Source organism: Reyranella soli, from assembly GCF_007992495.1.
Lineage (GTDB): Bacteria > Pseudomonadota > Alphaproteobacteria > Reyranellales > Reyranellaceae > Reyranella > Reyranella soli.
The window spans coordinates 1-23,665 of sequence record NZ_BKAJ01000054.1 but is presented as its reverse complement, the minus strand read 5'-3'; the positions used below and the strand labels follow the sequence as shown (position 1 = coordinate 23,665).

Here is a 23,665-nt window from a genome sequence, read left to right as displayed (position 1 = left end):
GAGGGAACACGTGGCCGAAGCCAACCCATTCAGGCCCGAGGAACATCGTTTCGGACCGACGCACTGGTTCGAGGACCTCACGGTCGGCCAGAAGTTCTACATAAACTCTCGGACCCAGACCGAATCGATGTTCGCCGCGTTCCAACTCGCCAGCGGCGACAACCATCCGATTCACTACGACCGCGAGTACTGCCGGGCGCGCGGCCATCGCGACATGCTGGCGCACGGCCTGCAGGTCGCCATCCAGGGTGCGGCGGGCGCCGGCATCTTCCCGCATGTCATCGGCGATTCGCTGATCGGCTTTCTCGAGCAGTCGTCGCGCTTTCTGAAGCCGGTCTATTGCGGCGACACGCTCTATCCCATGCTCGAGGTGAGCGAGCTCAAGGCCGGACGGACCACCGGCGTCGTCACCATGAAGCTCACCATTCACAATCAGTCCGGCACGCTGGTATGCGACGGCGAACACAAGTACCTTGTGAAGAAGCGGCCACAGTAGGGAAGAGGGGCGCACATGCTCGGCGTCATTGCGAAGCTCACCATCAAGCCCGGCACCAACGCCGACTTCGAGGCGACGATGAAGGCCCTGCAGGCCAAGGTCCACGCCGACGAGCCCGGCAACAAGCTCTATGCCCTGCACAAGACGGGCGACGTTAACGTTTACGTCATGTTGGAACGCTACGACGACCAGGCGGCGCTCGACGCCCATCGCGCGGCGCCGCACTTCAAGGAACTGGGCCGCAAGCTCGGCGACTATCTCGCCGGGCGGCCCGACGTCCAGGTCATGCAGGAGGTCTGACGCCGGTCACGGTGTCGCTGGGAACATGGACGGCATCATCCATCGCCATACCAAGCCCGGCACTGCGCCGGGCACGCTCGCCGGTCGCGCGCCGGTGCCCGACGAGGCGCTCGACTTCACCCTGGTCGAGTACACCTCGGAGGACGTGCAGGTGCTGCACGGCGTGGAGGTCGACGAGTGTCGCTTCCATCTCGGCACGCCCGGCCATACCTGGATCGATGTCGCGGGGCGGCCCAGCTCGGACATGCTGCGCGACCTCGGCATGGCCTTCAACCTGCATCCGCTGGCGCTCGAGGACGTGTTCCACGCCAACCAGCGAAGCAAGCTCGACCTCTACGAGGGCCAGGGCTTCATCGTGCTGAACGATCCCATCTACGAGGACGGCGTGCTGATCCCGCGCCAGGCCAGCATCTTCTTCGGCGACAACTACGTGATCTCCTTCCACGATCACAAGCAGGACATCTTCAAGCCGGTGCGCGATCGCGTGCAGACGGCGGGCTCGCGGCTGCGCACCTTCGGCATCGACTATCTCGTTTATGCGCTGGTCGATTTGGTCGTCGATCGCAAGTTTCCGCTGATCGAGGCTCTGTCGACGCATCTCGAGGAACTCGAGGACGAGGCGCTGGAACATCCGACCGACGACACGCTCTATCACATCCACCAGGCACGGCGGGCGCTGGTCACGTTCCATCGCCTGCAATGGGCCGAGCGCGAGACGGTGCTGGCGCTGATGCGGCCGGAAGTGCCGTTCATCATGCCGGAGACGCGGACCTACCTGCGTGACTGCTTCGACCATGCCGTGGCGGTGCTGGAACTGGTCGAAAGCTACCGCGAAATGACCAACGGCCTGATGGAAGTCTATCTCATGCATGCGTCCAACCGCATGGCCGAGGTGATGAAGACGATGGCCATCATCACCGTCTTCTTCATGCCGCTCAGTTTCCTTGCCGGCATCTACGGCATGAACTTCGAGCGTGACGCCGGCAACATGCCCGAACTCGGCTGGAAGTACGGCTATGCGTTCTTCTGGGTGATGGTCGTGGTGATCGTCTGCGGCCTGTTCGTCTGGCTGAAGCGCAAGCGCTGGATATGATCTACCGGATCTTCGGCTCGGAACTCTCACCTTATTCGGTGAAGGTCCGCTCCTACTTCCGCTTCAAGGGCCTGCCGCACGAGTGGATCCCGCGTTCGCCGGCGGTCCAGGCCGAGTTCCAGAAATACGCCAAGCTGCCGCTGGTGCCCCTGGTGGTGACGCCCGAGGGCGAGGGCATCCAGGATTCGACGCCCATCATCGAGCGCTTCGAAGCCGCCGAGCCTTCGCTGGCGCCCGAAGACCGCGCGCTCGCCTTCCTCTCGGCGCTGCTCGAGGAATACGGCGACGAGTGGGGCAACAAGTGGATGTTCCACTACCGTTGGCGCTATCAGCCCGACGTCTGGTCGACCGCCGAGCGCATCGCGCTCCAGATGATGGAAGGGCAGGGCACGCTCGCCGTGGCGCAGGCCCGCGCCGCCGTCGCCGAGCGCATGGTGCCGCGCATCGGCTTCGTCGGCTCCAACCCGACGACTGAGCCCACCATCGAAGGATCGTTCAAGCACGCGCTTGCCCTCATCGAGGCGCATCTGCAGACGCGGCCGTACATGCTGGGCAGCCGGCCGGCCATGGCCGACTTCGGCCTGTGGGGCCAGCTCTACGAAATGGCGACCGATCCCACGCCCGGCGCCATCATGCGCGCCTCGGCGCCCAAGGTGATGGCCTGGGTGCAGCGCATGCTGTCACCGAAGAACGAAGGATCGTTCGAGGCCTGGCCGGCCTTGGCGCCGACCCTGATGCCGCTCCTGAAGGAAGAAGTCGCGAGCCTGTTCCTGCCGTGGTCGGGCGCCAATGCTGCCGCCATTGCGGCGGGGCAGAAGAGCTTCGAGACGTCGCTTGCCGGCGCCGCGTGGTCGCAAGAGCCGCAGAAGTACCACGCCCGCTCGCTGACTGAGATCCGTCGCAAGTACGCAGCAGCGAAAGACGCACCGGGCCTCGACGCGATCCTGCGCGAAAGCGGTTGCCTTCGGTATCTGTCATCCTGAGCGCACCGAAGGATCTCATGCCGATTGCAGACGGCGATGAGGTCCTTCGCTGCGCTCAGGACGACAGTTTTAGTGCAAGGCCGTCACGATCAGCGTGATGCCTGACAGGCCAAGCAGCACCAGGACGAGCAGGCGGAAGACCGCGTCGTTGACGCGACCGTAGAGCATCAGCCCGAGCCGCGCCCCGACGAGGCTGGTCGGCACGGTGATGACCGCCCAGACCAGGAAGGTGAGATCGAGCAGGCCGGCGATCGCCGCGGCCAGCAGGGCGGTGGCCAGGACGGCCATGTTGAAGGGCTGGTTGACGCCGCGCTGCTCATTCTTGTTCCAGCCGCGCAATTGCACCCAGATGGTCGGCGCGGGGCCGCTGAGGCTCGCCAGGCCGCCCATGACGCCGCCGATGAAGCCCGCCGCGGCATCGGCTGGCCGACCGCCAACCGTGACGACCGGCGGCCGGCGCACGAGGCCCATCCAGGCGCTGTAGAAGATCAACAGGATGCCGACACCGAGCTTCAGCGGCTGGACCTGCACTTGTTCAAGGAGTGACGTGCCGATCGGCACGCCCAAAAGCCCGGCGACAAGGAAGGGCCAGAGGCGCGGCCAGCGCACGCCGCTCCAGATCGAGCGCAGCGCCTGCAGATGGCCCGCGACGGAGCAGATGGCGACCAGCGGCGCCGCCGTCACCGGCGACATGGCCTGCAGCCAGAAACCCAGCGCCATCAGCGCATAGCCGGTGCCGGTGAGCCCGTTCACGAAACCCGCCACCAGGGCGCCGACGACAACGATGGCGATGTCGCCGGCCGGTGGCAGGGGCACGCGATCAGGCTCCGGTGAAGGCCTGGATGCCGGTCATGGCGCGGCCGAGGATCAGGGCGTGCACGTCGTGTGTGCCCTCGTAGGTGTTGACCGCTTCGAGGTTCATGACATGGCGGATCACGTGGTACTCGTCCGACACGCCGTTGCCGCCGTGCATGTCACGGGCGACGCGGGCGATGTCGAGCGCCTTGCCGCAGTTGTTGCGCTTGATCAGGGAGATCATCTCCGGCTGGGCGTGGCCCGCGTCCTTGAGGCGGCCGACGCGCAGGCAGGCCTGCAGGCCGATCGCGATCTCGGTCTGCATGTCGGCAAGCTTCTTCTGGATCAGCTGGTTGGCGGCGAGCGGCCGGCCGAACTGCTTGCGGTCGAGCGTATAGTTGCGCGCCTGCTTCCAGCAGAACTCCGCGGCGCCGAGCGCGCCCCAGGCGATGCCGTAGCGCGCATTGTTGAGGCAGCCGAACGGACCGCCAAGCCCCGACACGTTGGGCATCATGTTCTCGGCCGGCACGAACACCTCGTCGAGCATGATGGCGCCCGTCACCGAGGCGCGCAGCGAGAACTTGCCCTCGATCTTGGGCGTCTCGATGCCCTTCCAGGCGCGCTCCAGGATGAAGCCGCGGATGGCGCCGCCGTCGAGCTTGGCCCAGATCACCAGCACGTCGGCGATCGGCGAGTTGGTGATCCACATCTTGGAGCCCGAGAGGCTGTAGCCGCCGGGCACCGTCACGGCGCGCGTCTTCATGCCGCCGGGATCGGAGCCGTGATCGGGCTCGGTGAGGCCGAAGCAGCCGACCCACTCGCCGGTGGCGAGCTTGGGCAGGTACTTCATGCGCTGCTCCTCGCTGCCGTAGGCGTAGATCGGATGCATGACCAGCGAGGACTGCACGCTCATCGCCGAGCGGTAGCCCGAATCGACGCGCTCGACCTCGCGCGCGACCAGGCCGTAGGTCGTGTAGTTGGCGGCGGCGCAGCCGTACTTCTCCGGCAGCGTCGAGCCCAGGAGGCCGAGCGCGCCGAACTCGTTCATGATCTCGCGGTCGAACTTCTCGTGCCGGTTGGCCTCCAGCACGCGCGGCATCAGCTTGTCCTGGCAGTAGTCGCGGGCCGCATCGCGGATCGCGACCTCTTCCTCGGTGAGCTGGTCGTCGAGGAAGAACGGGTCCTCCCAGTCGAACGGCTTGGCGTCGGCGCTGATGCCCTTGGCGGCGCTTTTCATCGGGGTGGCGGCGGTGGCCATGTCTGCTCCTGGCGTTGTTGGCCGGGGTTTATCAGGCAGTGCCGGCCGCGCCAACTGTCCGCCCCGTCAGGGCCCGGAAAATCTCCAGGCTGTAGCGGCCAAAAGCCTCGGAGGCCCGCAATTCCACGGTCCGGGGCCGCGGCAGGTCGATCCGCAGGTCTGCCGCGATGCGGCCGGGGCGCGGCGACATGACCACCACGCGGTCGGACAGGAACACCGCCTCGGGGATCGAATGGGTGACGAACAGCACCGTCTTGCGCGCCTCGCGCGCCACGTCGCACTCGCCCCAGATGCGCAGGAGCTCGAGCGCCATGTCGTCACGCGTCATGGCGTCGAGCGCGCCGAACGGCTCGTCCATCAGGAGCAGTGGCGGGTCGAGCAGCAAGGCGCGACAGAGGGCGGCGCGCTGCTGCATGCCGCCCGAGAGCTCGCGCGGCAGCTTGTCGCCGAAGCCTCGCAGCCCAGCCATGTCGAGGAGCTGCTCGGCACGGGGCCGGAAGGCGGCTGCCTGCTGCCCGGCCAGTTCGGCCGGCAGCAGGACGTTCTGCAGGATCGAACGCCACTTCAGCAGGACCGGCGCCTGGAACACCATGCCGATATCGGGGATGGGTTCGCGCACCTCCTGGCCCGCGACCGTCACCGTGCCGGCGGTGGCGGGCCGCAGTCCCGCCACGATGCGCAGCAACGTCGACTTGCCGCAGCCGCTCGGGCCCACCAGCGAGACGAATTCGCCCACGCCGACCGACAGCGAGATGCCGGCGAGCGCCTCGACCGGGCCGCTCGCCGCCTCGTACGTCATGCCGACCTGGTCGAGGCCGATCAGTTGCTTGGTCACTCGACCGTCGACTACATCGCAACCTTGGTGAAGAACTCGGTCGTGTAGACGTCCTTGCACTCCACCTTCTTGGGCAGGCCCATGTAGGCGTTCACCAGGTCGACCGACTCGCACATCTTCTTGTCGTCGATCCAGCCGATGCCATTCTTTTCGTAGCGCTCGGTCTTCATCAGGCCGAGGCCGATCATCATGTTGGGCGTCATGACCTCGACGTCGACCTCGGGCACGCGCTTCTTGAAGATCTCCATCGACCCCTTGGGATCGGCCATGACATCGCGCCAGCCCATGTAGGAGGCTTCGAGGAAGGCCTTCAGCACCGCCGGCCGCTCCTTCATGGTCTTGGCGCCGGCGATGATCGACATCGAGTACATGTCGAAGCCGAAGTCCGCCCACGGCATCATCACCACGTTGCCCTTGCCGGCGGCCTTCTCGTAAAGCGGCAGGCCGGTCGAGTAGTCGCCGACGCCGTCCATGCGCTTCTCGGCGACGGCGGCGATCTTGGCGGCAGGCTCGATGTTCACCCAGGCGACCTTGGAGGCGTCGATGCCGTTCACCTTGGCGAAGGCGGGGAACATCTGGCGCTGGCTGTCGCCCGGAGGCGCGCCCAGCGTCTTGCCTTCGAGATCCTTGGGCTTGGTGAGCGGGCTGCTCTTGAGGCTGAAGATGTTGAGCGGCGTCTTGTCGAATACCATGCCGACCGTCTTGATGGTCGTGCCGCGGCCGACCGAAGCGATCACCACGGCGGCGTCGGCGAGGCCTGCATCGGCGCGACCGGTGTCGACTTTGGCGATCGAATCGCCCGAGCCCTTGGAGTTCTCCAAGGTCACGTCGAGGCCCTTGGCCTTGTAGTAGCCCTTGTCGAGCGCCACCCAGTAGGCGGCGTGGTCGCCGACGGCGAACCAGTTCAATGCGAAGGTGAACTTCTCCTGCGCCGACGCGCTGCCGGCGGTCGCCAGCAGGGCGGCAAGTGCCAATGATATTGTCTTAGTCATGATGTGCTCCCTGTTTACCCTTCCCCGATTCAAATGGCCCCAATTCAGTCAATTCCTTCGGCCCACGGCGCCCACAGCTTGGCGACCAGCACGACGGCGCCATACAGCACGAGGCCTACCACCGAGATCCAGATCAGCGAGGCGAACGCCACCGAGGTGTTCATGCTGCTCTGGGTGGTGACGATGACGTAGCCCAGGCCCTTCTGCGAGGCGACGAACTCGCCGACGATGGCGCCAACCACGGCGGCCGTCGCCGTGATCTTGAGCGCGCTCAGGATGTAGGGCAGGGCGTTGGGAATGCGGATCTTGGCGAAGATTTTCCATTTCGGCGCGTTGAACACGCGGCCGAGATCGAGCATGTCGGCCTCGACTTGGCTCAGGCCGACGGCTGTGTTGATCACCACCGGGAAGAAGCCGATCAACGCGCCCATCAGCATGTTGGGAAAGATGCCGTAGCCCATCCAGATCAAGAACAGCGGCGCGATCGCCACCTTGGGCAAGGTGTTCACGAAGACCAGGAAGGGCACCAGCGCATTGGCGATCAGCGGCGACCAGGCTATCGCCACGCCCAGCGCCACACCGACGCCGGCCGCCAGGAAGAACGCGCCGATTATCTCCAAGGTCGTGACCCAGATGTGTTGCGTCCAGGCGGTGTCGCCGTGCCACAGCGCGTTCCACACCGCGAGCGGAGAAGGCAGCAAATATTCGCGGATGCCGCCCAGGCTCACCGCGAGCTGCCAGCATGCGAGCAGAAAGGCGAACAGCGCGACGGTCGGCCAGTACTGGCGTAGCAAAGGCTGGAATTTGATCATCCGCGGCCGCACATTCGGGCACACTGGCGAAGCGTCAGAATCCCGTCAAGCTTGAGGATCATCTGTGAAACTGGCCCTGTGCAACGAGGTGATCCGCGAGCTTTCCTTCGAGCGTCAGTGTGCGTTGGCGGCGGGCCTCGGCTATCGCGGCCTCGAGCTCGCGCCGTTCACGTTCGGCGACGATGCATGGCGCATGCCGGCGACCAGGCGTTCCGAAATCCGCAACATCTGCTCCGCTAACGGTCTCGAGGTGAGCGGTCTGCACTGGTTGCTGGCCGCACCGGCCGGCCTGTCGATCACGGCCGCCGATCGTGCGGTCTGGCAGAAGAGCGTCGATGTCCTGCGTGCCTCGGTGGATCTGTGCGCCGAATTGGGCGGCACCTACCTGGTCCACGGTTCGCCCGCACAGCGTCGGGTGGCGACGCCTGACGACGCCGCTCGTGCGGAAGAAGCGTGGATCCTGGCTGGAGAGCAGGCGGCAACGGCCAAGGTCGCGTATTGCATCGAGCCGCTGGCCACGCCCGATTGCAACTTCGTCAACACGCTGGCCGAAGCCGCCGAGGTCGTGCGCCGGCTGGGCAATCCCGCCCTGCGCACCATGGTCGATACGCTGGCCGCCAGCCTCATGGAGCCCGAGCCGGTGGCCGATGCCATCCGGCGCTGGATGCCGACCGGCCTCGTGGCGCATGTGCAGTTCAACGATCGCAACCGGCGCGGGCCAGGGCAGGGCGAGGACCGGTTCGCCCCCGTCGTGAAAGCCTTGCGCGAAACCGGCTATGGCGGCTGGATCGCCATGGAACCTTTCGTCTATGAGCCTGACGGGCCGACCTGCGCCGCGCGCATGATCGGCTATGTCGCGGGCCTCCTGGAGTCGAGCGTATGAAAGTGAAGCTGGACGAGGTCGAGCGCTACGAGCGGCATGTGAAGATGCGGCTCGCCTTCCGCTTCGGCGTGATCACCGTCACGGATGCGACGCAGGCGGTGATCCGTGCCCGCATCACGCTGCCCGACGGCCGTAGTAGCCACGGCGTCGCCGCCGAGGCGCTGGCCGCGAAGTGGTTCGAGAAGAGCCCGCAATTCACCGACGAACAGAACCTCGACCAGCTGCGGCAGGCGCTCGATCTTGCGATCGAGCTCTATCGCGCGCGCGGCCTCGACACTCCGTTCGGCCTGTTCGCAGGCACCTACCTGGAGCAGCAGAAGCGCGGCGCGGCGCAGGGTCTCAACCCGCTGGTCGCCGCTTACGGTCCAGCCTTGCTCGATCGCGCCATATTGGATGCGCTCGGCAAGGCGACCGGGCAGTCCTTCGCCGAAATGATCACGCGCAACGCGCCGGGCATCGTCGCGACCGCGCTCACCCCGGACATCGAGGAGCTGGAGATCGAGCCTTTCCTGGCCAAGCTGACGCCTGGCAAGAGCATCGACGTCCGCCACACCGTGGGTCTGGTCGATCCTTTGACGGCAGCCGACCGTCCGGCAGCGGAGCGTGTGAATGACGGCTTGCCGGAAACCCTGGAGGAGGTCGTCTCCTATTATCGCGGCCGCTACTACAAGCTGAAAGTGGGCGGCGACATCAAGGCCGACCTCGACCGGCTCGGTCGCATCGCCGCGGTGCTCGACGCCGGGGCTGGGGATTACCTCGCGACGCTCGACGGCAACGAGCAGTACGACAACGTCGAAGGCATCGTCGAGCTGTGGCGCAAGGTGATCGAGACACCGGGCCTGGCGAAGCTTGCGAAGGCGACGCTGTTCATCGAGCAGCCGATCAAGCGCGCGGTGGCCCTGTCGCGATCGGTCGGACCGCTGGCCCAGTTGCGGCCGGTGATCATCGACGAATCCGACGGCGAGCTGTCGTCGTTCCCGTCGGCGCTGCGCCTCGGCTACAGCGGCGTCTCGAGCAAGAACTGCAAGGGCTTCTACAAGTCGATCCTGAACGCGCTGCGCGTCGCTCACCTCGGCGCTGGGCATTTCATGTCGGCCGAAGATCTTACGACCTGGCCCGGCGTGAGCGTGCAGCAGGATCTGGCCCTTGTCTCGCTACTCGGCCTGACGCATGTCGAACGCAACGCCCATCATTTCATCGACGGCATGGCCTTCGCACCGGAGCGCGAGCAGCTTGCGTTCGTGGCGGCCCATCCCGAGCTCTACGAAAAGAAGGACGGCCGGCCCGCCCGGCTCAAGGCGACCGGCGGCACGCTGGCGCTGCGCTCGCTGAACGTGCCGGGTTTTGCGGTCGGCGCCGAGATGGATTTCAAGTCGATGACGCCGATGACCGAGGGAGCTTCGACATGACATTGCCCGCCCGTTTCGACAGCGTCGAAGCCGTCGAGGATTTCATGACGACGCCATCAGACGCGTTGATTGGCGATCTTGCCCGCACGCCCGGCGACATCATGGTGCTGGGCGTCGGCGGCAAGATGGGCCCGACGCTGGCGCGCCTCGCCAAGCGTGCGGCGCCGGGCAAGCGGGTGATCGGCGTGGCGCGCTTCAGCGAAGCCGGGGTCCGCGAGGCGCTGGTCAAGGCCGGCGTCGAGCCGGTTGCCGCCGATCTGCTGGACCGCGCGCAACTCGAGAAGCTGCCGAAGGCCCCCAACATCGTTTTCATGGCCGGCCGCAAGTTCGGCGCCGCCGGCGACGTGCCGCTCACCTGGGCGATGAACGTGCAGGTGCCGGCGATGGTCGCCGAGGTCTTCAAGGAGTCGCGCATCGTCGCCTTCTCGACGGGATGCGTCTATCCGTTCGTGCCGGTGGAGAGCGGCGGCGCCAGCGAAGACGTGCCGCCAGTGCCGCCGCCTGGCGACTACGCCGTCACCTGTGCCGGCCGCGAGCGCATGTTCGAGTACTTTTCCGCCAAGCACGGCACGCCGGGTCGTTTGTTCCGCCTGAACTACGCCATCGACATGCGTTACGGCGTCCTGCACGACATCGGCCGCAAGGTGCGCGATGGCGAGACGATCGATCTGACGATGGGCCATGTTAACGTGATCTGGCAGGGCGACGCGAACACGGTGGCACTGCGCTGCCTGGCCCACGCCACGACGCCCACCACGCCGATCAACGTCACAGGCCCTGAGACTATCGAGGTCCGGTGGGCGGCCGGCGAGTTCGGCAAGCTTTTGGGCAAATCTCCGAAGCTCACCGGCACGCCGGCAGCGACGGGCTGGCTGAACGATTCGCGACGCATGGTGAAGGAGTTCGGCCCACCGTCCGTGCCGCTCGCCACGATGATCGAATGGACGGCCGACTGGCTCGCCCGCGACATGGCCACGATCAACAAGCCCACGCACTACGAGGTGCGCGATGGCAAGTATTGAGTCATTGGACGTTCGGCCGATCGATGCTGCGCACAGCGATGCGGTCTGGCCGTTGTCCATCGAGGCGGGCTGGAACCAGAACGTCGCCGACTGGCGCTTCATGCTGGGTGCCGGCCGCGGCTTCGGCTGCGTCGGACCGGACGGCAAATGGCAGGCGAGCTCGCTGGTCCTGCCGCTCGGCCAGAAGCTCGCGTGGATCAGCATGGTCCTGGTCACCCGGGAGCGGCGGCGTGGCGGCGTCGGCACGGGCTTGCTGAGGCACTGCATCGAGGAAGTGCGGTCGGCCGGCGCGGTCGCCGGCCTCGATGCGACCGAACTGGGTCGCCCGATTTATCTGCCTCTGGGGTTCCGCGATCTCTACGAGATTTCACGCTGGCACTTCGATGCGGCCAAGGCCGTGGCCGTTGCGCCTCCTGCCGGCATCTCGCTGAGGCCGATCGTGGCGGCCGACCTCCCCAGGCTCGCTCTTTACGACCGGCCGCTGACCGGCATGGAACGGCCGGCGATCCTCGTCCATCTCGCCCTGCGCCAGCCCGGCCGTGCCTGGATCGCCGAGGATGCTGCGGGGAAGATCGTCGGGTTCGTCCTGGGCCGCGAGGGCAGGATGGCGACGTCGCTCGGTCCGGTGGTGGCCGACAACGAGGCCATCGCGTTGGCCCTGATCGCCAAGGCGGCCGCGTCGGCTCCGGGTCCGTTCATCGTCGATGTACCGGTGGCGCATCGCGCCGTGCGCGCCTGGCTCGAAGGGCAGGGGGCAACGACGCCGCGCGGCTACATGCGCATGACCCTGGGCGAGGCGAAGGGGCTCGACGATCCCACTCACATCTTTGCTCTTGCTGGTCCGGAGCTGGGCTAGCTGGTCGCAACGAATTCGACCGCGGCGTGCAGAGGTTTCGAGCTCTGACGGGCGAGCATGGCACCTCCGCTGATTGGCAGACGTCCCGAAAAAAGTCATGCCTATGTATTGAGTTCTCGGGGAGTGGGAACTCATGAATGCACCGCGGCGATCTTGCGGATCTGACGGCATTCGTCGCCGTAGCTGACGAACTCAGCTTCCGGGCTGCGGCTGCGCGGGTGGGAGTCACACCCTCTGCGCTCAGCCACGCGATCAGACACCTTGAGCAGCGCCTCGGCATTCGCCTGTTGCATCGCACGACTCGGAGCGTCGCGCTGACCGACTCAGGGCAGCGCCTGTTGGCGCGGCTGCGACCAGCCATTGCTCAGATCACCGGCGCTCTGGAGGATCTCGACCAGGAACGGCGCAGGCCCTTCGGCAGGCTGCGTATCCACGCCAGCGCCGGCGCGGCGGCAGCGGTGATCGCGCCGGTGTGGGACCGCTTCCTGGCGACCTATCCCGACGTTCATCTCGAGCTCGGGGTGGATGACGGGCCTGTCGATGTCGTGGCAGAGGGTTTCGACGCTCCGATCGGCATCAGGGAACGAGCGCCGGCGGATATGATTGCGGTCCGGGTGACGAGGCCCATGAAGGTCGCCGTGGTTGGTGCGCCGTCGTACTTCGCGCGGCGGGACGCACCGCGCACACCCGATGATCTCTCCCGCCACAGCTGCGTCCAATACCGATGGGGCGACAGCATGTTCGTCTGGTCCTTCGAGCGAAGGGGTAAGACGCGACGGATTTCGGTGCGAGGTCCGGTCACGGTCAACAGTTCCGGGCTGGCGATTCGTGCAGCGATCGACGGTCTCGGGATCGCCTATACGATCGAAGCCCGGATAGAGGCGTTCGTACGATCGGGCCAGCTGATCCGCGTGCTCGAAGACTGGTCACCGTCCTATGAAGGCTACTTCCTTTACTATTCCGGGCGCCGCCAAGTCCCGGCGGCGCTGCGGGCGCTCATCGACATGATCCGCATCGGCCGCGATCCGCCAAACGCCAGGTCGGCAATTGAGAATCCTGTCGCGAAAGGGACAAAGCGCGATCGCAGGGGACGCTGAACAGGCGACGGGCTGGAGCGGAATTGCAGCTACTGCGTACCGCCCGACGTGCCGCCTGGTGGTTGCGCGACCCGTTCGTCATGCGGCAAGTCGATCTTCTTGTCGCCGAGCTTCTTCTCGAGCGTTGCGATCGTCGCCTGCGTTTCGGTATCGCATCGGCTCAAGGTGACGACGTCGGATACCGCCATTCCCTCCTGCGCCGGAAACATGCTCGAGTACGACTTTGCCAACGCGTTGCAATACTTGACATCCGCGGCAGTGCCCTTCGCAACGTTTTGCTGCGCGGATGCGGCCAAGGGAAGGCCTAACGTCAGGACGGTCATCAAGCAAAGGCTTGGGATTTTCATGGCGCTTCCTCCTGTGTGCTTCGACGTGCCCGTCTACAGGCGGGCTTTCGCATGAGAGTGTCGGTGGCCGGTGCCGATGAGAAGCCCATGGATATTGCATGTGGTGCTGAAAAGGGTTCATGAATGCAGACATGACTTCCGTTGCCGCCCTCCACTGGCGCGATCTGCCAGCGTCGGTCCTCTCCCTGCTGCGGCAGGGTTCGGTCATTCCCGCCCATCCGTTGGCGCTCGGACCCGACCGCAAGTTCGACGAGCAGTCTCAACGCGCGATCAGCCGCTACTACGTCGACGCGGGATCGGGCGGCCTGGCGGTCGGCGTGCATTCGACGCAGTTCGCCATCCGCGACGTCGGGCTCTATCGCCCGGTTCTCGAACTCGCCATCGAGACGGCGCGTGAATGGACCGACCGTCCGCTGGTGATGATTGCGGGCGCGGTCGGCAAGACGGCACAGGCCGTCGAGGAGGCCCGCACAGCGCGGTCGCTGGGCTATCACGCCGTGTTGCTGTCGCTTGCCGCGCTGAAGGGGGCGAGCGAGGACGAGCTGATCGAGCATTGCACGGCCGTTGCCAAGGAGATGCCGCTGGTCGGCTTCTACCTGCAGACCGCGGTCGGTGGCATCCCGCTGTCGCGCGCCTTCTGGGCCCGTTTCGCCGCCATCGACAACGTCGTGGCGATCAAGGTGGCGCCGTTCAACCGCTATCGCACGCTCGACGTGGCCGTCGGTATCGCCCAGGCCCATGCCGAGGAGCGCATCACGCTCTACACCGGCAACGACGACCACATCGTTGCCGATCTGCTGACCCCGATGGTCGTGCGCACCGGCAACCGCGAGGTGACGCTGCGCTTTCAGGGCGGCCTTTTGGGCCACTGGAGCGTGTGGACGCGCGGAGCGGTCGAGATGCTGGAGCGCCTGAAGCTTTCGGTGAAGGCCGGCGCCATCCCGCCTGAGATGTTGGCGCTCGATTCGTTCGTCACCGACTGCAACTCCGTCGTGTTCGACGTCGACCATGACTTCGCGGGCTGCATCCCGGGCTGCCACGAGATCCTGCGCCGCCAGGGGCTGATGAACTCGATTGAATGCCTCGATCCGCACGAGACCCTGAGCCCGGGGCAGAGCGCCGGCATCGATCGTCTGTATGCGACCTACCCCGAGCTGAACGACGACGCTTTCGTCGCGGCCAACCTCGAGCGCTGGCGGAACTGAGGTGGACGATCTTTTCGCGACGCATGACGCGCTTGCGGTCGCCCAGCTGGTCAAGGCGCGCAAGCTCGGCAAACGCGAGCTGGTGGACGGCACGCTGGCAAGGTTGCGGACGCTGAACGGTGCGCTGAACGCCATCACCGACTTCCATGAAGGCGCATTGCTCGAGCGGTCGGTGGCGTGGGCGGGCGAGGGGCCCTTCCAGGGCGTCCCGTTCGTGGTCAAGCAGCTCATGGCCGATTGCGCCGGCACGCCGACGACTCTGGGGTCGCGCTTCTTTGCCCGAGAACCCGTCGCCCAGGCCGACAGCGCCGCAATCGCGCGCATGCGCCGCGCCGGGCTGGTGATCGTGGGCCGCAGCAACACCAGTGAGTTCGGACTCGCGCCGACCACCGAGCCCGCCTTCGGGGGCGCGACGCTCAATCCCTGGCGCAAGGGCCTGTCGCCCGGCGGCTCATCCGGCGGGTCGGCGGCAATCGTCGCGGCGCGCGGCTTGCCGATGGCGCATGCGACCGACGGCGGCGGCTCGATCCGCATACCCGCGGCGCTCACCGGCCTGTTTGGCCTGAAGCCGTCGCGCGGCCGCGTCAGCCTGGCGCCGATCGGCGAGACCCTGGCCGGCGCCGGCGCGCAGCTCGGCGTGTCGATCTCCGTGCGCGACAGCGCGGCCCTGCTCGATGTCATTGCCGGCAGCGAGCCCGGCGATCCCTACACGGCGCCGGCGGCCGGCTCCTTCCTGGCGGCGACCGAGCGCGCGCCGGGCAAGCTGCGCGTCGCCTTCATGCGGCATCCCGTGGGCGGCGGGGCGCTCGATCCGACGCTGGTTGCGGCGGTCGAGAGTACGGCGAAGCTTCTCGAAGAGCTCGGGCACGAGGTCGAGGAGGCCTATCCAGACTACGACGCATCGGCGGCCGGCATGGCGCTGGGCACGGTGATGGCAGCCAACACCTGGACCAACATCCAGATTCGCGCCACTGGCCGCGTGCCCGGACCGGACGATCTCGAGCCGGTGACGCGGCAGGCAGCCGAGCAGGGCCGCACCATCGGCGCGCACGACTACATCCGCGCCGTGCAGACCTTCCATCGCACCGGCCGGCTGCTCGGTGCGTTCTTCGAACGGTACGACATCCTGCTGTCGCCCACGATCGCGCGGGTCTCGCTGCCGCTCGGCACCGTTCGCATGGACGGGACTCCCGAGGCGTACCAGGCCGGCCTCGCGCCCATGGTGGCGTTCACGTCGGTCTGCAACGTCGCCGGCGTGCCGGCGATGTCCGTGCCGCTCGCCTGGACCGGCGATGGCCTGCCGATCGGTCTGCACTTCGTTGGCCGCTTCGGCGCGGAGGAAATGCTATTTTCGCTGGCGGCGGAGCTCGAACGCGCCCGCCCGTGGCGTGACCGCCGGCCAACCGAGGGAGGGATCGCATGAGCGGCTGGATGCGTACCGTCATCGTCGGCTTCGTCGCCGGCGCCCTGAGCGTTCTCATTTTCCATCAGTTCGGCTTCTGGCTCAGCAAGGAGCTCGGCTACACCCCGCAAGCGGTTATCTACAACATGCGTCCGGTACCGCCGTGGAGCGTGCCCACGATCGCGTCGTCGGCCTTTTGGGGCGGCCTTTGGGGCATCGTCGCGGCATTCCTGGTGCCGAGGCTGCCCGGAGCGTTGGGCGGCGTGCTCGGCTGGATCCTGTTCGCCGCCATCATCGTGGCGATCGTGAACTGGACCGTCGTGCTGCCCATCAAGAACGGGCGGTTCAATATGCCCGGGCTGCCGATCATCGTCGTGCTGCCGCTGGTCTATGGCCTCTGGGGTTTCGGCATGTGGCTGATCGCCCGCGGGACGCGCGCCGCGTTGGGTTGGCGATAAAGCGGCATGCAGCGCTGGCTCGGCACGGCCGTCGTCGGATTCCTGGCCGGCGCTCTCTGGATGCTGGTGCTGACCCAGGCGGCGTATTGGCTTGTCGCCCGCTTCGGGCTTCAGCCGGAGTCGGTTGTCCCGGTCAAGGCCGTGGCTCAGGAAGTCCGGCGCATGGCGGTGCCGTTATATACCGCCGGCGCGCTGTGGGCTGGCCTCTGCGGCGCGGTGGCGGCGGTGCTGGTCGAGTGGCTGTTCGGTCGTCGTACCGGTCTGGCGGCTCCCGTGCTCTTCGCCGCCATTTTCCTGATCTTCCAGCGACTGCACGGCGGTTACCTGTCGTTTGCTCATGTCGAATTCGTGCTGGTCTTCGCTATCGTGTGGGCGCTCGGCACGTGGCTGGTCATGGTCGGGGTTCGTGTCGCCGCGACGCGACTGCAAGGGAGGAAAGGATGAAGATCGTCGACGCGCAGGTGCACATCTGGGCGGCCAACACACCTGAGCGTCCATGGCCGGCGCGTGCCGAGCCGCATCGCGCGCCGCTCGGCAAGCAAGAGCTCCTGGCCGAGATGGACAAGGCCGGCGTCGACGGCGTCGTCATCGTGCCGCCGTCCTGGGAGGGCGATCGCAATGACGTGGCGCTCGACGCCACGGCCAGCCATCCCGACCGCTTTTGCATCATGGGCCGCCTCGATCCCGACGCACCTGGTGCTCGTGACCAGATCGCCGGATGGAGGAAGCAGAAGGGCATGATGGGCATGCGCTTCACCTTCCATACCGAGGTCCTGCGCCAACCGCTGCTCGACGGCCGCTTCGACTGGGTTTGGGGCGAGATGGAGAAGGCGGGCATTCCCGCCATGGTCCTGTTCCATCACGAATACATGCACCTCGCCGACAAGATCGCCGAGCGCTACCCGGGCCTGCGCCTGGTGCTCGACCATCTCGGGCTGAAGAGCGCGAAGGATGTGAGCGAAGCCACCAACTTCGCCACCCTCGACAACGTTCTGGCGCTCGCCAAGCGGCCCAACGTGGCGGCCAAGGTCTCGGCCATGCCGTGCTACGCCGCCGCCAAGAGCTATCCCTTCCGGTCGGTGCATCCGTATATCCGCCGCGTCTTCGACGCCTATGGACCCAGGCGCACGTTCTGGGGCACGGACTGGTCGCGGCTGCCCTGCAGCTACCGCCAGGGCGTCACCATGTTCACCGAGGAAATGCCGTGGCTGAAGGGCGACGACCTCGACTGGGTCATGGGCCGCGGCGTGTGCGAATGGATCGGATGGAGGATTTGATGCGTCGGCGTAGCGTCCTGCTTGGAGCAGCGGCCGCAAGTCTTGCCGCGCCGGCTCTGGCGCAGCAGTTTCCCTCGAAGCCAGTGCGCATCGTCGTGCCCTATACGGCGGGCGGCGGCGCCGACACGACGGCGCGCCTGATCGGGCCCAAGCTGCAGGAGGCGCTCGGCCAGACGGTGGTGATCGACAACAAGCCGGGCGCCGGCGGCACGATCGGCGACGATGCCGTCGCCAAGGCGCCACCCGACGGCCACACGCTGCTGATCGGCGCCTTCGCGCATGCCGTCAATCCGTCGCTGATGCCCAGGATGCCGTTCCGCACGCCCGACGATTTTGCGCCGGTGTCGCTGCTGGTCACGGTGCCCGAGCTGCTGGTCGTGACGCCGACCTTTCCCGCCAAGACGGTCGCGGAGCTGGTGGCGATGGCCAAGGCCGAGCCCGGCAAGCTGTCCTACGCCTCGTCGGGCAATGGCAGCGCCCAGCATCTCGCCGCCGAGCTCTTCAAGTTGCGCACCGGCACCGACATCCAGCACGTGCCCTACAAGGGCGGCAGCCTGGCGGTGGCGGACGTCGCCGCCGGCCACGTGCCGTTCTACTTCGGCAACATGAGCGCGGCGCTGCCGCAGGCGCGTGCCGGGCGGGTGCGGGCGCTCGCCGTCACCAGCCCGCAGCGCTCGCCGGCAGCCCCCGAAGTTCCGACGATGGCCGAGGCCGGCGTCACCGGCTGCGAGATCTCCGAGTGGAACGCCCTGCTGGCGCCCGCCGGCACGCCGGCGGCGGCGATCGAACGGCTGCAGGCCGAGGTCGCGAAGATCCTCGCCACCGAGGAGATCAAGGCCAAGTTCGCCGACCTCGGCGCCCAGCCGATCGGCTCGACGCCGGCCGAGCTTGCCGCCTTCCTGCGCGGGGAGATGGCCAAGTGGGCCGAAGTCGTGAAGGTTGCCAACATCAAGATCGAGTAGCTTCTACAGGGAACCTCTCCGCCGCTTGTGCCTTGAATCGGATGGCAGCCCGTCACCATGTTGCCGGAAGTAACGTTGGCATTCGGATGGAGGATGTAGTGCTTGGATCCAAGCGGACGATTCCATTCTGGCGGGCGAAGCGTCCGCTGCTCTCTCTCGAGCGCGCACTGGAACCGTTGCGGCAACTTCGGGGTGGCTTGGCCGTGCCGGCACCCGCCCTGGTACAGGCCCGGGCTCGCAGTCGCCTCGCGACGGAGGCGAAGAAGCTCGGCCGATTTTCCGAGCGATGATTCAGCGTATGCCTGAGGTGGCGAAGGCCGACACGAGCTGTCGCTGCGCCATCAGGTAAAGCAGCACCACCGGCAAGGCGGCGAGCAGGGCGGTCGCCATTAACGGCCCCCAATCGCCGCCTTGTTCGCCCGTGGTCGCAAACAGCTTCAGGCCGATCGACAGGGTCTTGTGCTCTGTCGAATCCAGGATGAGGTGCGGCCACAGGTAGAGGTTCCACGCACCGAGGAACGACAGCACCGCCATGGCCGCCACGGCGCCCCAGATGTTGGGCAACGCGATGGTGAGCATCTGCCGCCATGGCCCCGCACCATCGATGCGAGCCGCCTCGAACAGCTCGCGCGGCAGCGCCTTGAAGGCTTGGCGCAGGAAGAAGACGACGAAGCCGCAATGACCGATCGCCGGCACGACGACGCCGGTCAGCGTGTCGTACAGTCCGATGCTGGCCACGGCCACATAGGTCGGCAGCAAGGTGATGACGTAGGGCACTGTCATGGTGCCGACCACCAAAGCGAAGACAGCATCGCGGCCGCGAAAGCTCATCACCGCAAAGGCGAACGCCGCCGGTACCGACACCGCGAGCTTGCCGAAGGTGATCGCGCCTGCGACCACGACCGAGTTCACGAACCAGGTGCCGACGGGATGCAGGCGGAAGGCGGCGGTGAAATTGGCCAGCGTCGCATTCTCGGGCCAGAGCGACATCGTCGCGCGGAACACGTCGTGAGGCGGCGCGAAGGCCGTGCGCAGCATCCAGACCAACGGGAAGAGCGTCGCCAGGCAGGCGACGATGAAGGCGATGTGCAGCACGATTTGGCTGCCGTGCCGGAAGCGCATCGGAGCGCGGACCTCCAGGTCCGCATCACGAGTCATGAGCGGACCTGGAGGTCCGCGCTCCGTGAGAGTCTCAGTCGTAGTGGACATGCCGCTCCCCGAAGCGGAATTGCGCCCAGGTGACGCCGGCCACGATGGCCGCGATCAGCACGGCGACCGCGGCCGCCTCGCCGAACTGGAAATGGCGAAAGCCGCGCTCGTAAAGGAAGTAGAGAAGGTTGCTCGAGGTGCGGTAGGGCCCGCCCTCGGTCAGCACGTCGACGGCGCCCACGATCTCGTCGAGCACGACGATGATCGTGGTCACGACGGCGAAGAACAGGGCGGGCGAGATCAGCGGCAGCTCGATGTCGATGGCCTGGCGCAGCGGGCTCGCGCCGTCGATGCGCGCCGCCTCGGTGACGTCGGTCGGCACGTTGGCGAGGGCGGCCAAAAAGATCAGCAGGTTGAGACCGAAGCTTTTCCAGAAGGCGACGATGATGACGCTCCAGATGGCGATATCGGGATCGGTCAACCAGCGTTGCGGCGGCAGGCCGACCGCGCCGCCCAGCGTGTTGAGGAACCCCACCGTCGGGTTGAACAGCCAGAGCCATACGACCGCGGCGACGGGGAAGGAGAGAACCGACGGCGCAAACAGGGCGGTGCGATAGAGGCGACCCGTCGCCTTCGCCTTGACGCGCACCAGGGCGAAGGCCAGCACCAGAGGAATGCCGACCTGCAAGGGCAGCAGCGCCGCGAGGTAGACGCCGGTGTTGACCAGGGCGAGATGGAAGTCGGGATTGGCGAGCGTGCCGCGATAGTGATCGAGGCCGCGCCAGGTCGCTTCCTGGCGGAGCAGGCTCCAGTCGAAGAACGACAGGCCCAGGGTCGAGGCCATGGGCAGCCACACGAAGAGGATCGCGGCGGCAACGGCAGGGCCGGCGAACAGCCAGGGCGAGCCGGCGAGGCGTCGCCAGGCCCCTCGCCACGCCGTCGTCATGCCGCGATCAGCTTGTCGATGGCGGCGCGATCGCTGCGCAGGCCGTCCGGCACCGAGACCGCGCCGTTGACGATCTTGGTGATCCAGTCGATGTGCACGGTGAGGGCTTCCAGCCCGCGGGCGCCCGGCCAGATCGTCTCGCTGGTGAGCCCGCCTTCCATCTGCGCCTGCGCCGCCTCGCTGCCGGGACGCACAGGGATGTCGTTGGTGGTGACGTTGAGGTAGCCCGTCTCCAGCCAGATCTCGAAGCCTTCCTTGCTGGTGACGAACTCCATGAACTTGTAGGCGCCGTCCTGCTGTTCCTTCACCTTGGAATAGACGGCGAGGAAGTTGCCGCCCGAGTTCATGCGGCGCGGCAGGCCCGCGAGGCCCGGCATCTGGATCAGGCGCAGGTCGAACTTGGCGGCCTGGCGCACCACCGACTGGCGCGCCGACGACGAGGCCATGACGCCGATCGCGCCGGCCTGGTAGGCCGCCACCATCTCGGGGATGGTCATGACCCGCCAGAGGTTGTCGCGCCGCGGCTGGACGAAGGCTTCGATGCCCTTCACCGCGGCGGCGCTGTCCATCACCGGCCTGCCGTCGCCGTCGATGACATCGCCGCCGGCATTCTGGATGAAGGCCTGCGGCAGCCACTCGTTGACCTCGTAGCAGAGGCCTTGCTTGCCGGTCTTGTCCTGGAGCTGGCGCACCATGGGATAGAGCTCTTCGACCGTCTTGGGCGTGGCCGCGGGATCGAGGCCGGCCTCGGTCCACAGCGACTGGTTGATGTAGAGGACGGGCGTGCTCATCGACCAGGGCAGGCCGATCGGCACGCCGCCGATGGCGGCGAGCGGACGGACCTGCGGGCGGAACTTGGCGAGCAGCGCCTGGGTGCGGTCGGGCCCGAAGATCTGCCTGAAATCCTGCGCACCCAGGGTCTTGCGCGCGAAGTCGCCGAGCTTCCAGCCGGTCGTCATCATCGCCGGCCCGCGACCGGCGGCGATCGAGGCCATCGCCTTCTGGGTGATGGTCTCGTAGGTCGTGCCGTCCTGGCGGCTCACCACCGTGACGCCCGTGCCCTTGTCGTTGAAGGCCTTTATGACCTTCTGGATGGGATGCTCGGCGCCCGAGAAGAGATGGACCAGGTCGACCTTGACGTCGTTGCCCAGCGATTCGCGCGGCAGCACGACCGGCGCGGCAAGCGCCGCGGCGGCCAGGGTGAAATGGCGGCGGCTGACGGCGCGGGACATTGCGACCTCCCATGAAATGAGAGGGCGATGTCGCTGCCCTGCATGTCAGTGGGATGACCGCCAGATGAGGATTTGATTGCCGGCCTGTGTGCAACAGCAGTGAAGTTCAGTGCCAGGCGCGCGATAATGGGTGCCGGACGCCTGCGATGCCCGACCAGATGCCCTGCTATGCTGTAACGCGTCGCACGCTGCTGGACGCCTGTCTCGCAGCTGGCACGTTGCAGGCCCTGGCTGGTTGCGGCTCGACATCGCCGCCGACCTATCAGGAAGCGCAGGGTGACGGCGTCAGGATATTCATGATTGCTGCCGGCTGGCACACCGAGATCGCCCTCTCGATCAACACCGTGCAGGAGCCCTTGCGGGCGGTCGCGCCCGATTTCCCGGGCGCCCAATACCTCTCTTTCGGCTGGGGCGAGCGCAACTACTACATGGCGCGCGCGCCCACGGCCGGCGATGCCATGAGCGCGCTGTTCCCTGGGCCGGCGGTGCTTCTGGTGACCCCGCTATACAGCTCGCCACGGGAGTCGAGGGCCAGTTCGCAGGTATTCGAGCTCAGCCTGTCGACGGCGGGGCTCGATCGGCTGTCGAACTACCTATGGGCCGCATTCGAAAAGTCGGGGGACGGCACGCCGCGCCGCCTCGCGGCGGGCCCCGCACCCGGGAGCGCCTTCTATGCCGCTACCGGGACATACAGCGCGAGCTACACCTGCAACACATGGACCGCGGAAGGTTTGCGTGTGGGCGGGGTACCGGTGACTCCGGCGGGTGTCGTTTTCGTGGACCAGTTGACCGACCAGCTCCGGTCGTTGGGAGCACACAGATGACGAGGATTGATGTCATTCCGATTGGGGGCCGACAGTTCCTGATCCAGCTCTTCAGGGTGGCGACCATTCCAGATCACATTGGTTTCGGCCGATATTATGAAGCCACCTGCGCGATCGAGTTGGCAGAGGGAAGCACAATCCTCCAGGAATGTGTTGCGCACAGGCCAAAGAACAGGCGGAACATTACAGGGGATCGGCACACTGACTGGCTGATACTTCTGGTCAAAACCGACCTCACCCAAACGCAGCTTTCCGGCGCCACCATCAGTGTTGCCCAGTACGGTGCCGAACTCACCAATCAAGAGATAGCAACTATTGGTTTGCTGCTTAGTACCACTACAGCTGGAGGGTGAGTCGCAAACGGTCACTCGGCGTAGGTGCTGTGGATCGTCCGCCATTTCACCGAGTTCAGTGCTTGCTTGGCCGGGTTTGCACTTGAAAAGCGAGGTCGAGTAGGGCCTTACTACTGCGCAATTGGGTGGGTTTGGGGCACTCTGATTCGTTGTGGGAGCGTGAGCTGGCGGGCCGATTGGCCCGAGACAGTGCCGGTTCGGCTGCGTGGGGAGTCCAGGACATTTTGGATGCCATGATAGATGACTTCGGGGCGCGGACTCCGATGATGGGGGGACGAGTCTGTGCCAGTCACGTTTGAGGTTGTCGGCCAATTCTCTCCGTTGGATGGCTGGCAATATATCGTGGATCCCACGAGCGTCGCTCAGCTCTCCACCTTTAGCACGATAACGGTCAACTCGGGCGGCGCCGACCCCTTTGAAGCGGAGGCGCAGATCGTCTTCCGCGTGGCAGGCGCAGGCGGCACACTGAACTTCTTCCCGCGCATTGGCGGCGCCCACTCCGTCTGGGTCGAGGACATCGGACTGACGAGTCGGGTCGTGCTCACGGGCACCGTCAACGATGATGTCGTCAATGGTTCGGCCTATGCCGACACGCTAGACGGCGCGGCGGGCGCCGACACGCTGAACGGTGGTGGCGGCAACGATGCGCTGAATGGCGCGGCCGGCGCGGACGCGATGA

26 protein-coding genes and 1 pseudogene are annotated in these 23,665 nt (G+C 66.4%); 18 read left to right on the top strand and 9 right to left on the bottom strand.

The annotated features are described in order from the left end of the window. Positions 1-10: 10 nt before the first annotated feature. The 4 genes from RSO01_RS16135 to RSO01_RS16120 are packed head-to-tail and all read left to right on the top strand — an operon-like array spanning position 11 to position 2,872. A complete protein-coding gene (locus tag RSO01_RS16135) occupies positions 11-496 on the top strand; it encodes a MaoC family dehydratase (protein ID WP_147150143.1) in 486 nt (161 codons plus the stop codon). 15 nt (positions 497-511) lie between these two features. Continuing rightward, a complete protein-coding gene (locus RSO01_RS16130; RefSeq protein WP_147150142.1) occupies positions 512-796 on the top strand; it encodes a putative quinol monooxygenase in 285 nt (94 codons plus the stop codon). 25 nt (positions 797-821) lie between these two features. Beyond that, on the top strand, positions 822-1,889 hold the full coding sequence (gene corA, locus RSO01_RS16125; protein WP_170303105.1) for a magnesium/cobalt transporter CorA: 1,068 nt from the start codon (positions 822-824) through the stop codon (positions 1,887-1,889). Next, positions 1,886-2,872, top strand: a complete 987-nt coding sequence (locus tag RSO01_RS16120) for a glutathione S-transferase family protein (protein WP_147150140.1) — start codon at positions 1,886-1,888, stop codon at positions 2,870-2,872. Before corA ends, RSO01_RS16120 begins: the two co-directional genes overlap by 4 nt. Before the next feature lie 69 nt (positions 2,873-2,941). Here the strand turns inward: RSO01_RS16120 and RSO01_RS16115 are convergent, their stop codons facing one another. From RSO01_RS16115 to RSO01_RS16095, 5 genes are read right to left on the bottom strand one after another with little or no spacing between them, the layout of a single operon-like run. Beyond that, complete coding sequence (locus RSO01_RS16115; protein WP_218037355.1) at positions 2,942-3,688, bottom strand: sulfite exporter TauE/SafE family protein; 747 nt, start codon at positions 3,686-3,688, stop codon at positions 2,942-2,944. Between the two features lie 4 nt (positions 3,689-3,692). Continuing rightward, positions 3,693-4,904, bottom strand: a complete 1,212-nt coding sequence (locus RSO01_RS16110; protein ID WP_147150195.1) for an acyl-CoA dehydrogenase — start codon at positions 4,902-4,904, stop codon at positions 3,693-3,695. Between the two features lie 52 nt (positions 4,905-4,956). Beyond that, positions 4,957-5,760, bottom strand: a complete 804-nt coding sequence (locus RSO01_RS16105) for an ABC transporter ATP-binding protein (protein WP_308933090.1) — start codon at positions 5,758-5,760, stop codon at positions 4,957-4,959. A gap of 11 nt (positions 5,761-5,771) precedes the next feature. Continuing rightward, complete coding sequence (locus RSO01_RS16100) at positions 5,772-6,752, bottom strand: ABC transporter substrate-binding protein (RefSeq protein WP_147150139.1); 981 nt, start codon at positions 6,750-6,752, stop codon at positions 5,772-5,774. 44 nt (positions 6,753-6,796) lie between these two features. Next, positions 6,797-7,564 carry an ABC transporter permease gene (locus RSO01_RS16095; protein WP_147150138.1) on the bottom strand — a complete coding sequence of 256 codons (768 nt, stop codon included), beginning with the start codon at positions 7,562-7,564 and terminating at the stop codon, positions 6,797-6,799. A gap of 64 nt (positions 7,565-7,628) precedes the next feature. Between RSO01_RS16095 and RSO01_RS16090 the strand changes: the two genes are divergently transcribed. From RSO01_RS16090 to RSO01_RS16070, 5 genes are all read left to right on the top strand, one after another. After that, positions 7,629-8,447: a sugar phosphate isomerase/epimerase family protein gene (locus tag RSO01_RS16090; RefSeq protein WP_147150137.1), complete on the top strand. Its 819-nt coding sequence runs from the start codon at positions 7,629-7,631 to the stop codon at positions 8,445-8,447. Next, positions 8,444-9,856, top strand: a complete 1,413-nt coding sequence (locus RSO01_RS16085) for an enolase-like domain-containing protein (protein WP_147150136.1) — start codon at positions 8,444-8,446, stop codon at positions 9,854-9,856. The genes RSO01_RS16090 and RSO01_RS16085 overlap by 4 nt, the downstream gene beginning before the upstream one ends. Next, entirely contained in the window at positions 9,853-10,878 is a 1,026-nt protein-coding gene (locus RSO01_RS16080) for an NAD-dependent epimerase/dehydratase family protein (RefSeq protein WP_147150135.1), read from the top strand. Before RSO01_RS16085 ends, RSO01_RS16080 begins: the two co-directional genes overlap by 4 nt. Further along, positions 10,865-11,734 (top strand): GNAT family N-acetyltransferase, encoded by an 870-nt coding sequence (locus RSO01_RS16075; protein WP_147150134.1) that lies wholly within the window; start codon positions 10,865-10,867, stop codon positions 11,732-11,734. Before RSO01_RS16080 ends, RSO01_RS16075 begins: the two co-directional genes overlap by 14 nt. Positions 11,735-11,871: 137 nt before the next feature. Continuing rightward, positions 11,872-12,831 (top strand): LysR family transcriptional regulator, encoded by a 960-nt coding sequence (locus tag RSO01_RS16070; RefSeq protein WP_147150133.1) that lies wholly within the window; start codon positions 11,872-11,874, stop codon positions 12,829-12,831. A gap of 29 nt (positions 12,832-12,860) precedes the next feature. Here RSO01_RS16070 and RSO01_RS16065 read toward each other — a convergent pair whose 3' ends face one another. Further along, a complete protein-coding gene (locus tag RSO01_RS16065) occupies positions 12,861-13,178 on the bottom strand; it encodes a hypothetical protein (protein ID WP_147150132.1) in 318 nt (105 codons plus the stop codon). Between the two features lie 131 nt (positions 13,179-13,309). On the opposite strand from RSO01_RS16065, the gene RSO01_RS16060 reads away from it, so the two are divergent. From RSO01_RS16060 to RSO01_RS16045, 6 genes are read left to right on the top strand one after another with little or no spacing between them, the layout of a single operon-like run. Further along, positions 13,310-14,383: a dihydrodipicolinate synthase family protein gene (locus tag RSO01_RS16060; RefSeq protein WP_147150131.1), complete on the top strand. Its 1,074-nt coding sequence runs from the start codon at positions 13,310-13,312 to the stop codon at positions 14,381-14,383. Between the two features lies 1 nt (position 14,384). Then, entirely contained in the window at positions 14,385-15,806 is a 1,422-nt protein-coding gene (locus tag RSO01_RS16055; protein ID WP_147150130.1) for an amidase, read from the top strand. Beyond that, positions 15,803-16,243 carry a hypothetical protein gene (locus RSO01_RS47295; protein ID WP_170303104.1) on the top strand — a complete coding sequence of 147 codons (441 nt, stop codon included), beginning with the start codon at positions 15,803-15,805 and terminating at the stop codon, positions 16,241-16,243. The genes RSO01_RS16055 and RSO01_RS47295 overlap by 4 nt, the downstream gene beginning before the upstream one ends. Positions 16,244-16,249: 6 nt before the next feature. Next, positions 16,250-16,687, top strand: a complete 438-nt coding sequence (locus RSO01_RS47290; protein ID WP_170303103.1) for a hypothetical protein — start codon at positions 16,250-16,252, stop codon at positions 16,685-16,687. Further along, positions 16,684-17,520 (top strand): amidohydrolase family protein, encoded by an 837-nt coding sequence (locus RSO01_RS47285; RefSeq protein WP_170303102.1) that lies wholly within the window; start codon positions 16,684-16,686, stop codon positions 17,518-17,520. The genes RSO01_RS47290 and RSO01_RS47285 overlap by 4 nt, the downstream gene beginning before the upstream one ends. Next, positions 17,520-18,482, top strand: coding sequence for a tripartite tricarboxylate transporter substrate binding protein (locus RSO01_RS16045; protein WP_246158466.1), 963 nt, complete (start codon positions 17,520-17,522; stop codon positions 18,480-18,482). Before RSO01_RS47285 ends, RSO01_RS16045 begins: the two co-directional genes overlap by 1 nt. A 291-nt stretch (positions 18,483-18,773) precedes the next feature. Here the strand turns inward: RSO01_RS16045 and RSO01_RS16040 are convergent, their stop codons facing one another. The 3 genes from RSO01_RS16040 to RSO01_RS16030 are packed head-to-tail and all read right to left on the bottom strand — an operon-like array spanning position 18,774 to position 21,809. Further along, positions 18,774-19,640, bottom strand: a complete 867-nt coding sequence (locus tag RSO01_RS16040) for a carbohydrate ABC transporter permease (RefSeq protein ID WP_170303101.1) — start codon at positions 19,638-19,640, stop codon at positions 18,774-18,776. Positions 19,641-19,674: 34 nt separating this feature from the next. Further along, positions 19,675-20,577 carry a carbohydrate ABC transporter permease gene (locus RSO01_RS16035; RefSeq protein ID WP_147150126.1) on the bottom strand — a complete coding sequence of 301 codons (903 nt, stop codon included), beginning with the start codon at positions 20,575-20,577 and terminating at the stop codon, positions 19,675-19,677. Next, complete coding sequence (locus RSO01_RS16030; protein WP_147150125.1) at positions 20,574-21,809, bottom strand: extracellular solute-binding protein; 1,236 nt, start codon at positions 21,807-21,809, stop codon at positions 20,574-20,576. The genes RSO01_RS16035 and RSO01_RS16030 overlap by 4 nt, the downstream gene beginning before the upstream one ends. 146 nt (positions 21,810-21,955) lie before the next feature. Here RSO01_RS16030 and RSO01_RS16025 point away from each other — a divergent pair, with 146 nt between their 5' ends. The 3 genes and pseudogenes from RSO01_RS16025 to RSO01_RS16015 all read left to right on the top strand — a co-directional run. Next, the gene (locus RSO01_RS16025) at positions 21,956-22,633 is read left to right on the top strand and encodes a DUF2459 domain-containing protein (protein ID WP_147150124.1); all 678 of its coding nucleotides are present in this window, start codon (positions 21,956-21,958) and stop codon (positions 22,631-22,633) included. Continuing rightward, entirely contained in the window at positions 22,630-22,986 is a 357-nt protein-coding gene (locus tag RSO01_RS16020) for a hypothetical protein (protein WP_147150123.1), read from the top strand. Before RSO01_RS16025 ends, RSO01_RS16020 begins: the two co-directional genes overlap by 4 nt. A gap of 282 nt (positions 22,987-23,268) precedes the next feature. Then, positions 23,269-23,665: pseudogene (locus tag RSO01_RS16015) on the top strand (hypothetical protein); the annotation flags it as partial.

Coding starts and splice junctions, on each gene's coding strand:
- RSO01_RS16130 (WP_147150142.1), top strand. CDS start 512: ATGCTCGGCGTCATTGCGAAGCTCACCATCAAGCCCGGCACCAACGCC.
- corA (WP_170303105.1), top strand. CDS start 822: ATGGACGGCATCATCCATCGCCATACCAAGCCCGGCACTGCGCCGGGC.
- RSO01_RS16120 (WP_147150140.1), top strand. CDS start 1,886: ATGATCTACCGGATCTTCGGCTCGGAACTCTCACCTTATTCGGTGAAG.
- RSO01_RS16110 (WP_147150195.1), bottom strand. CDS start 4,904: ATGAAAAGCGCCGCCAAGGGCATCAGCGCCGACGCCAAGCCGTTCGAC.
- RSO01_RS16100 (WP_147150139.1), bottom strand. CDS start 6,752: ATGACTAAGACAATATCATTGGCACTTGCCGCCCTGCTGGCGACCGCC.
- RSO01_RS16095 (WP_147150138.1), bottom strand. CDS start 7,564: ATGATCAAATTCCAGCCTTTGCTACGCCAGTACTGGCCGACCGTCGCG.
- RSO01_RS16085 (WP_147150136.1), top strand. CDS start 8,444: ATGAAAGTGAAGCTGGACGAGGTCGAGCGCTACGAGCGGCATGTGAAG.
- RSO01_RS16080 (WP_147150135.1), top strand. CDS start 9,853: ATGACATTGCCCGCCCGTTTCGACAGCGTCGAAGCCGTCGAGGATTTC.
- RSO01_RS16075 (WP_147150134.1), top strand. CDS start 10,865: ATGGCAAGTATTGAGTCATTGGACGTTCGGCCGATCGATGCTGCGCAC.
- RSO01_RS16070 (WP_147150133.1), top strand. CDS start 11,872: ATGCACCGCGGCGATCTTGCGGATCTGACGGCATTCGTCGCCGTAGCT.
- RSO01_RS16065 (WP_147150132.1), bottom strand. CDS start 13,178: ATGAAAATCCCAAGCCTTTGCTTGATGACCGTCCTGACGTTAGGCCTT.
- RSO01_RS16060 (WP_147150131.1), top strand. CDS start 13,310: ATGACTTCCGTTGCCGCCCTCCACTGGCGCGATCTGCCAGCGTCGGTC.
- RSO01_RS47295 (WP_170303104.1), top strand. CDS start 15,803: ATGAGCGGCTGGATGCGTACCGTCATCGTCGGCTTCGTCGCCGGCGCC.
- RSO01_RS47290 (WP_170303103.1), top strand. CDS start 16,250: ATGCAGCGCTGGCTCGGCACGGCCGTCGTCGGATTCCTGGCCGGCGCT.
- RSO01_RS47285 (WP_170303102.1), top strand. CDS start 16,684: ATGAAGATCGTCGACGCGCAGGTGCACATCTGGGCGGCCAACACACCT.
- RSO01_RS16045 (WP_246158466.1), top strand. CDS start 17,520: ATGCGTCGGCGTAGCGTCCTGCTTGGAGCAGCGGCCGCAAGTCTTGCC.
- RSO01_RS16040 (WP_170303101.1), bottom strand. CDS start 19,640: ATGACTCGTGATGCGGACCTGGAGGTCCGCGCTCCGATGCGCTTCCGG.
- RSO01_RS16035 (WP_147150126.1), bottom strand. CDS start 20,577: ATGACGACGGCGTGGCGAGGGGCCTGGCGACGCCTCGCCGGCTCGCCC.
- RSO01_RS16030 (WP_147150125.1), bottom strand. CDS start 21,809: ATGTCCCGCGCCGTCAGCCGCCGCCATTTCACCCTGGCCGCCGCGGCG.
- RSO01_RS16025 (WP_147150124.1), top strand. CDS start 21,956: ATGCCCGACCAGATGCCCTGCTATGCTGTAACGCGTCGCACGCTGCTG.
- RSO01_RS16020 (WP_147150123.1), top strand. CDS start 22,630: ATGACGAGGATTGATGTCATTCCGATTGGGGGCCGACAGTTCCTGATC.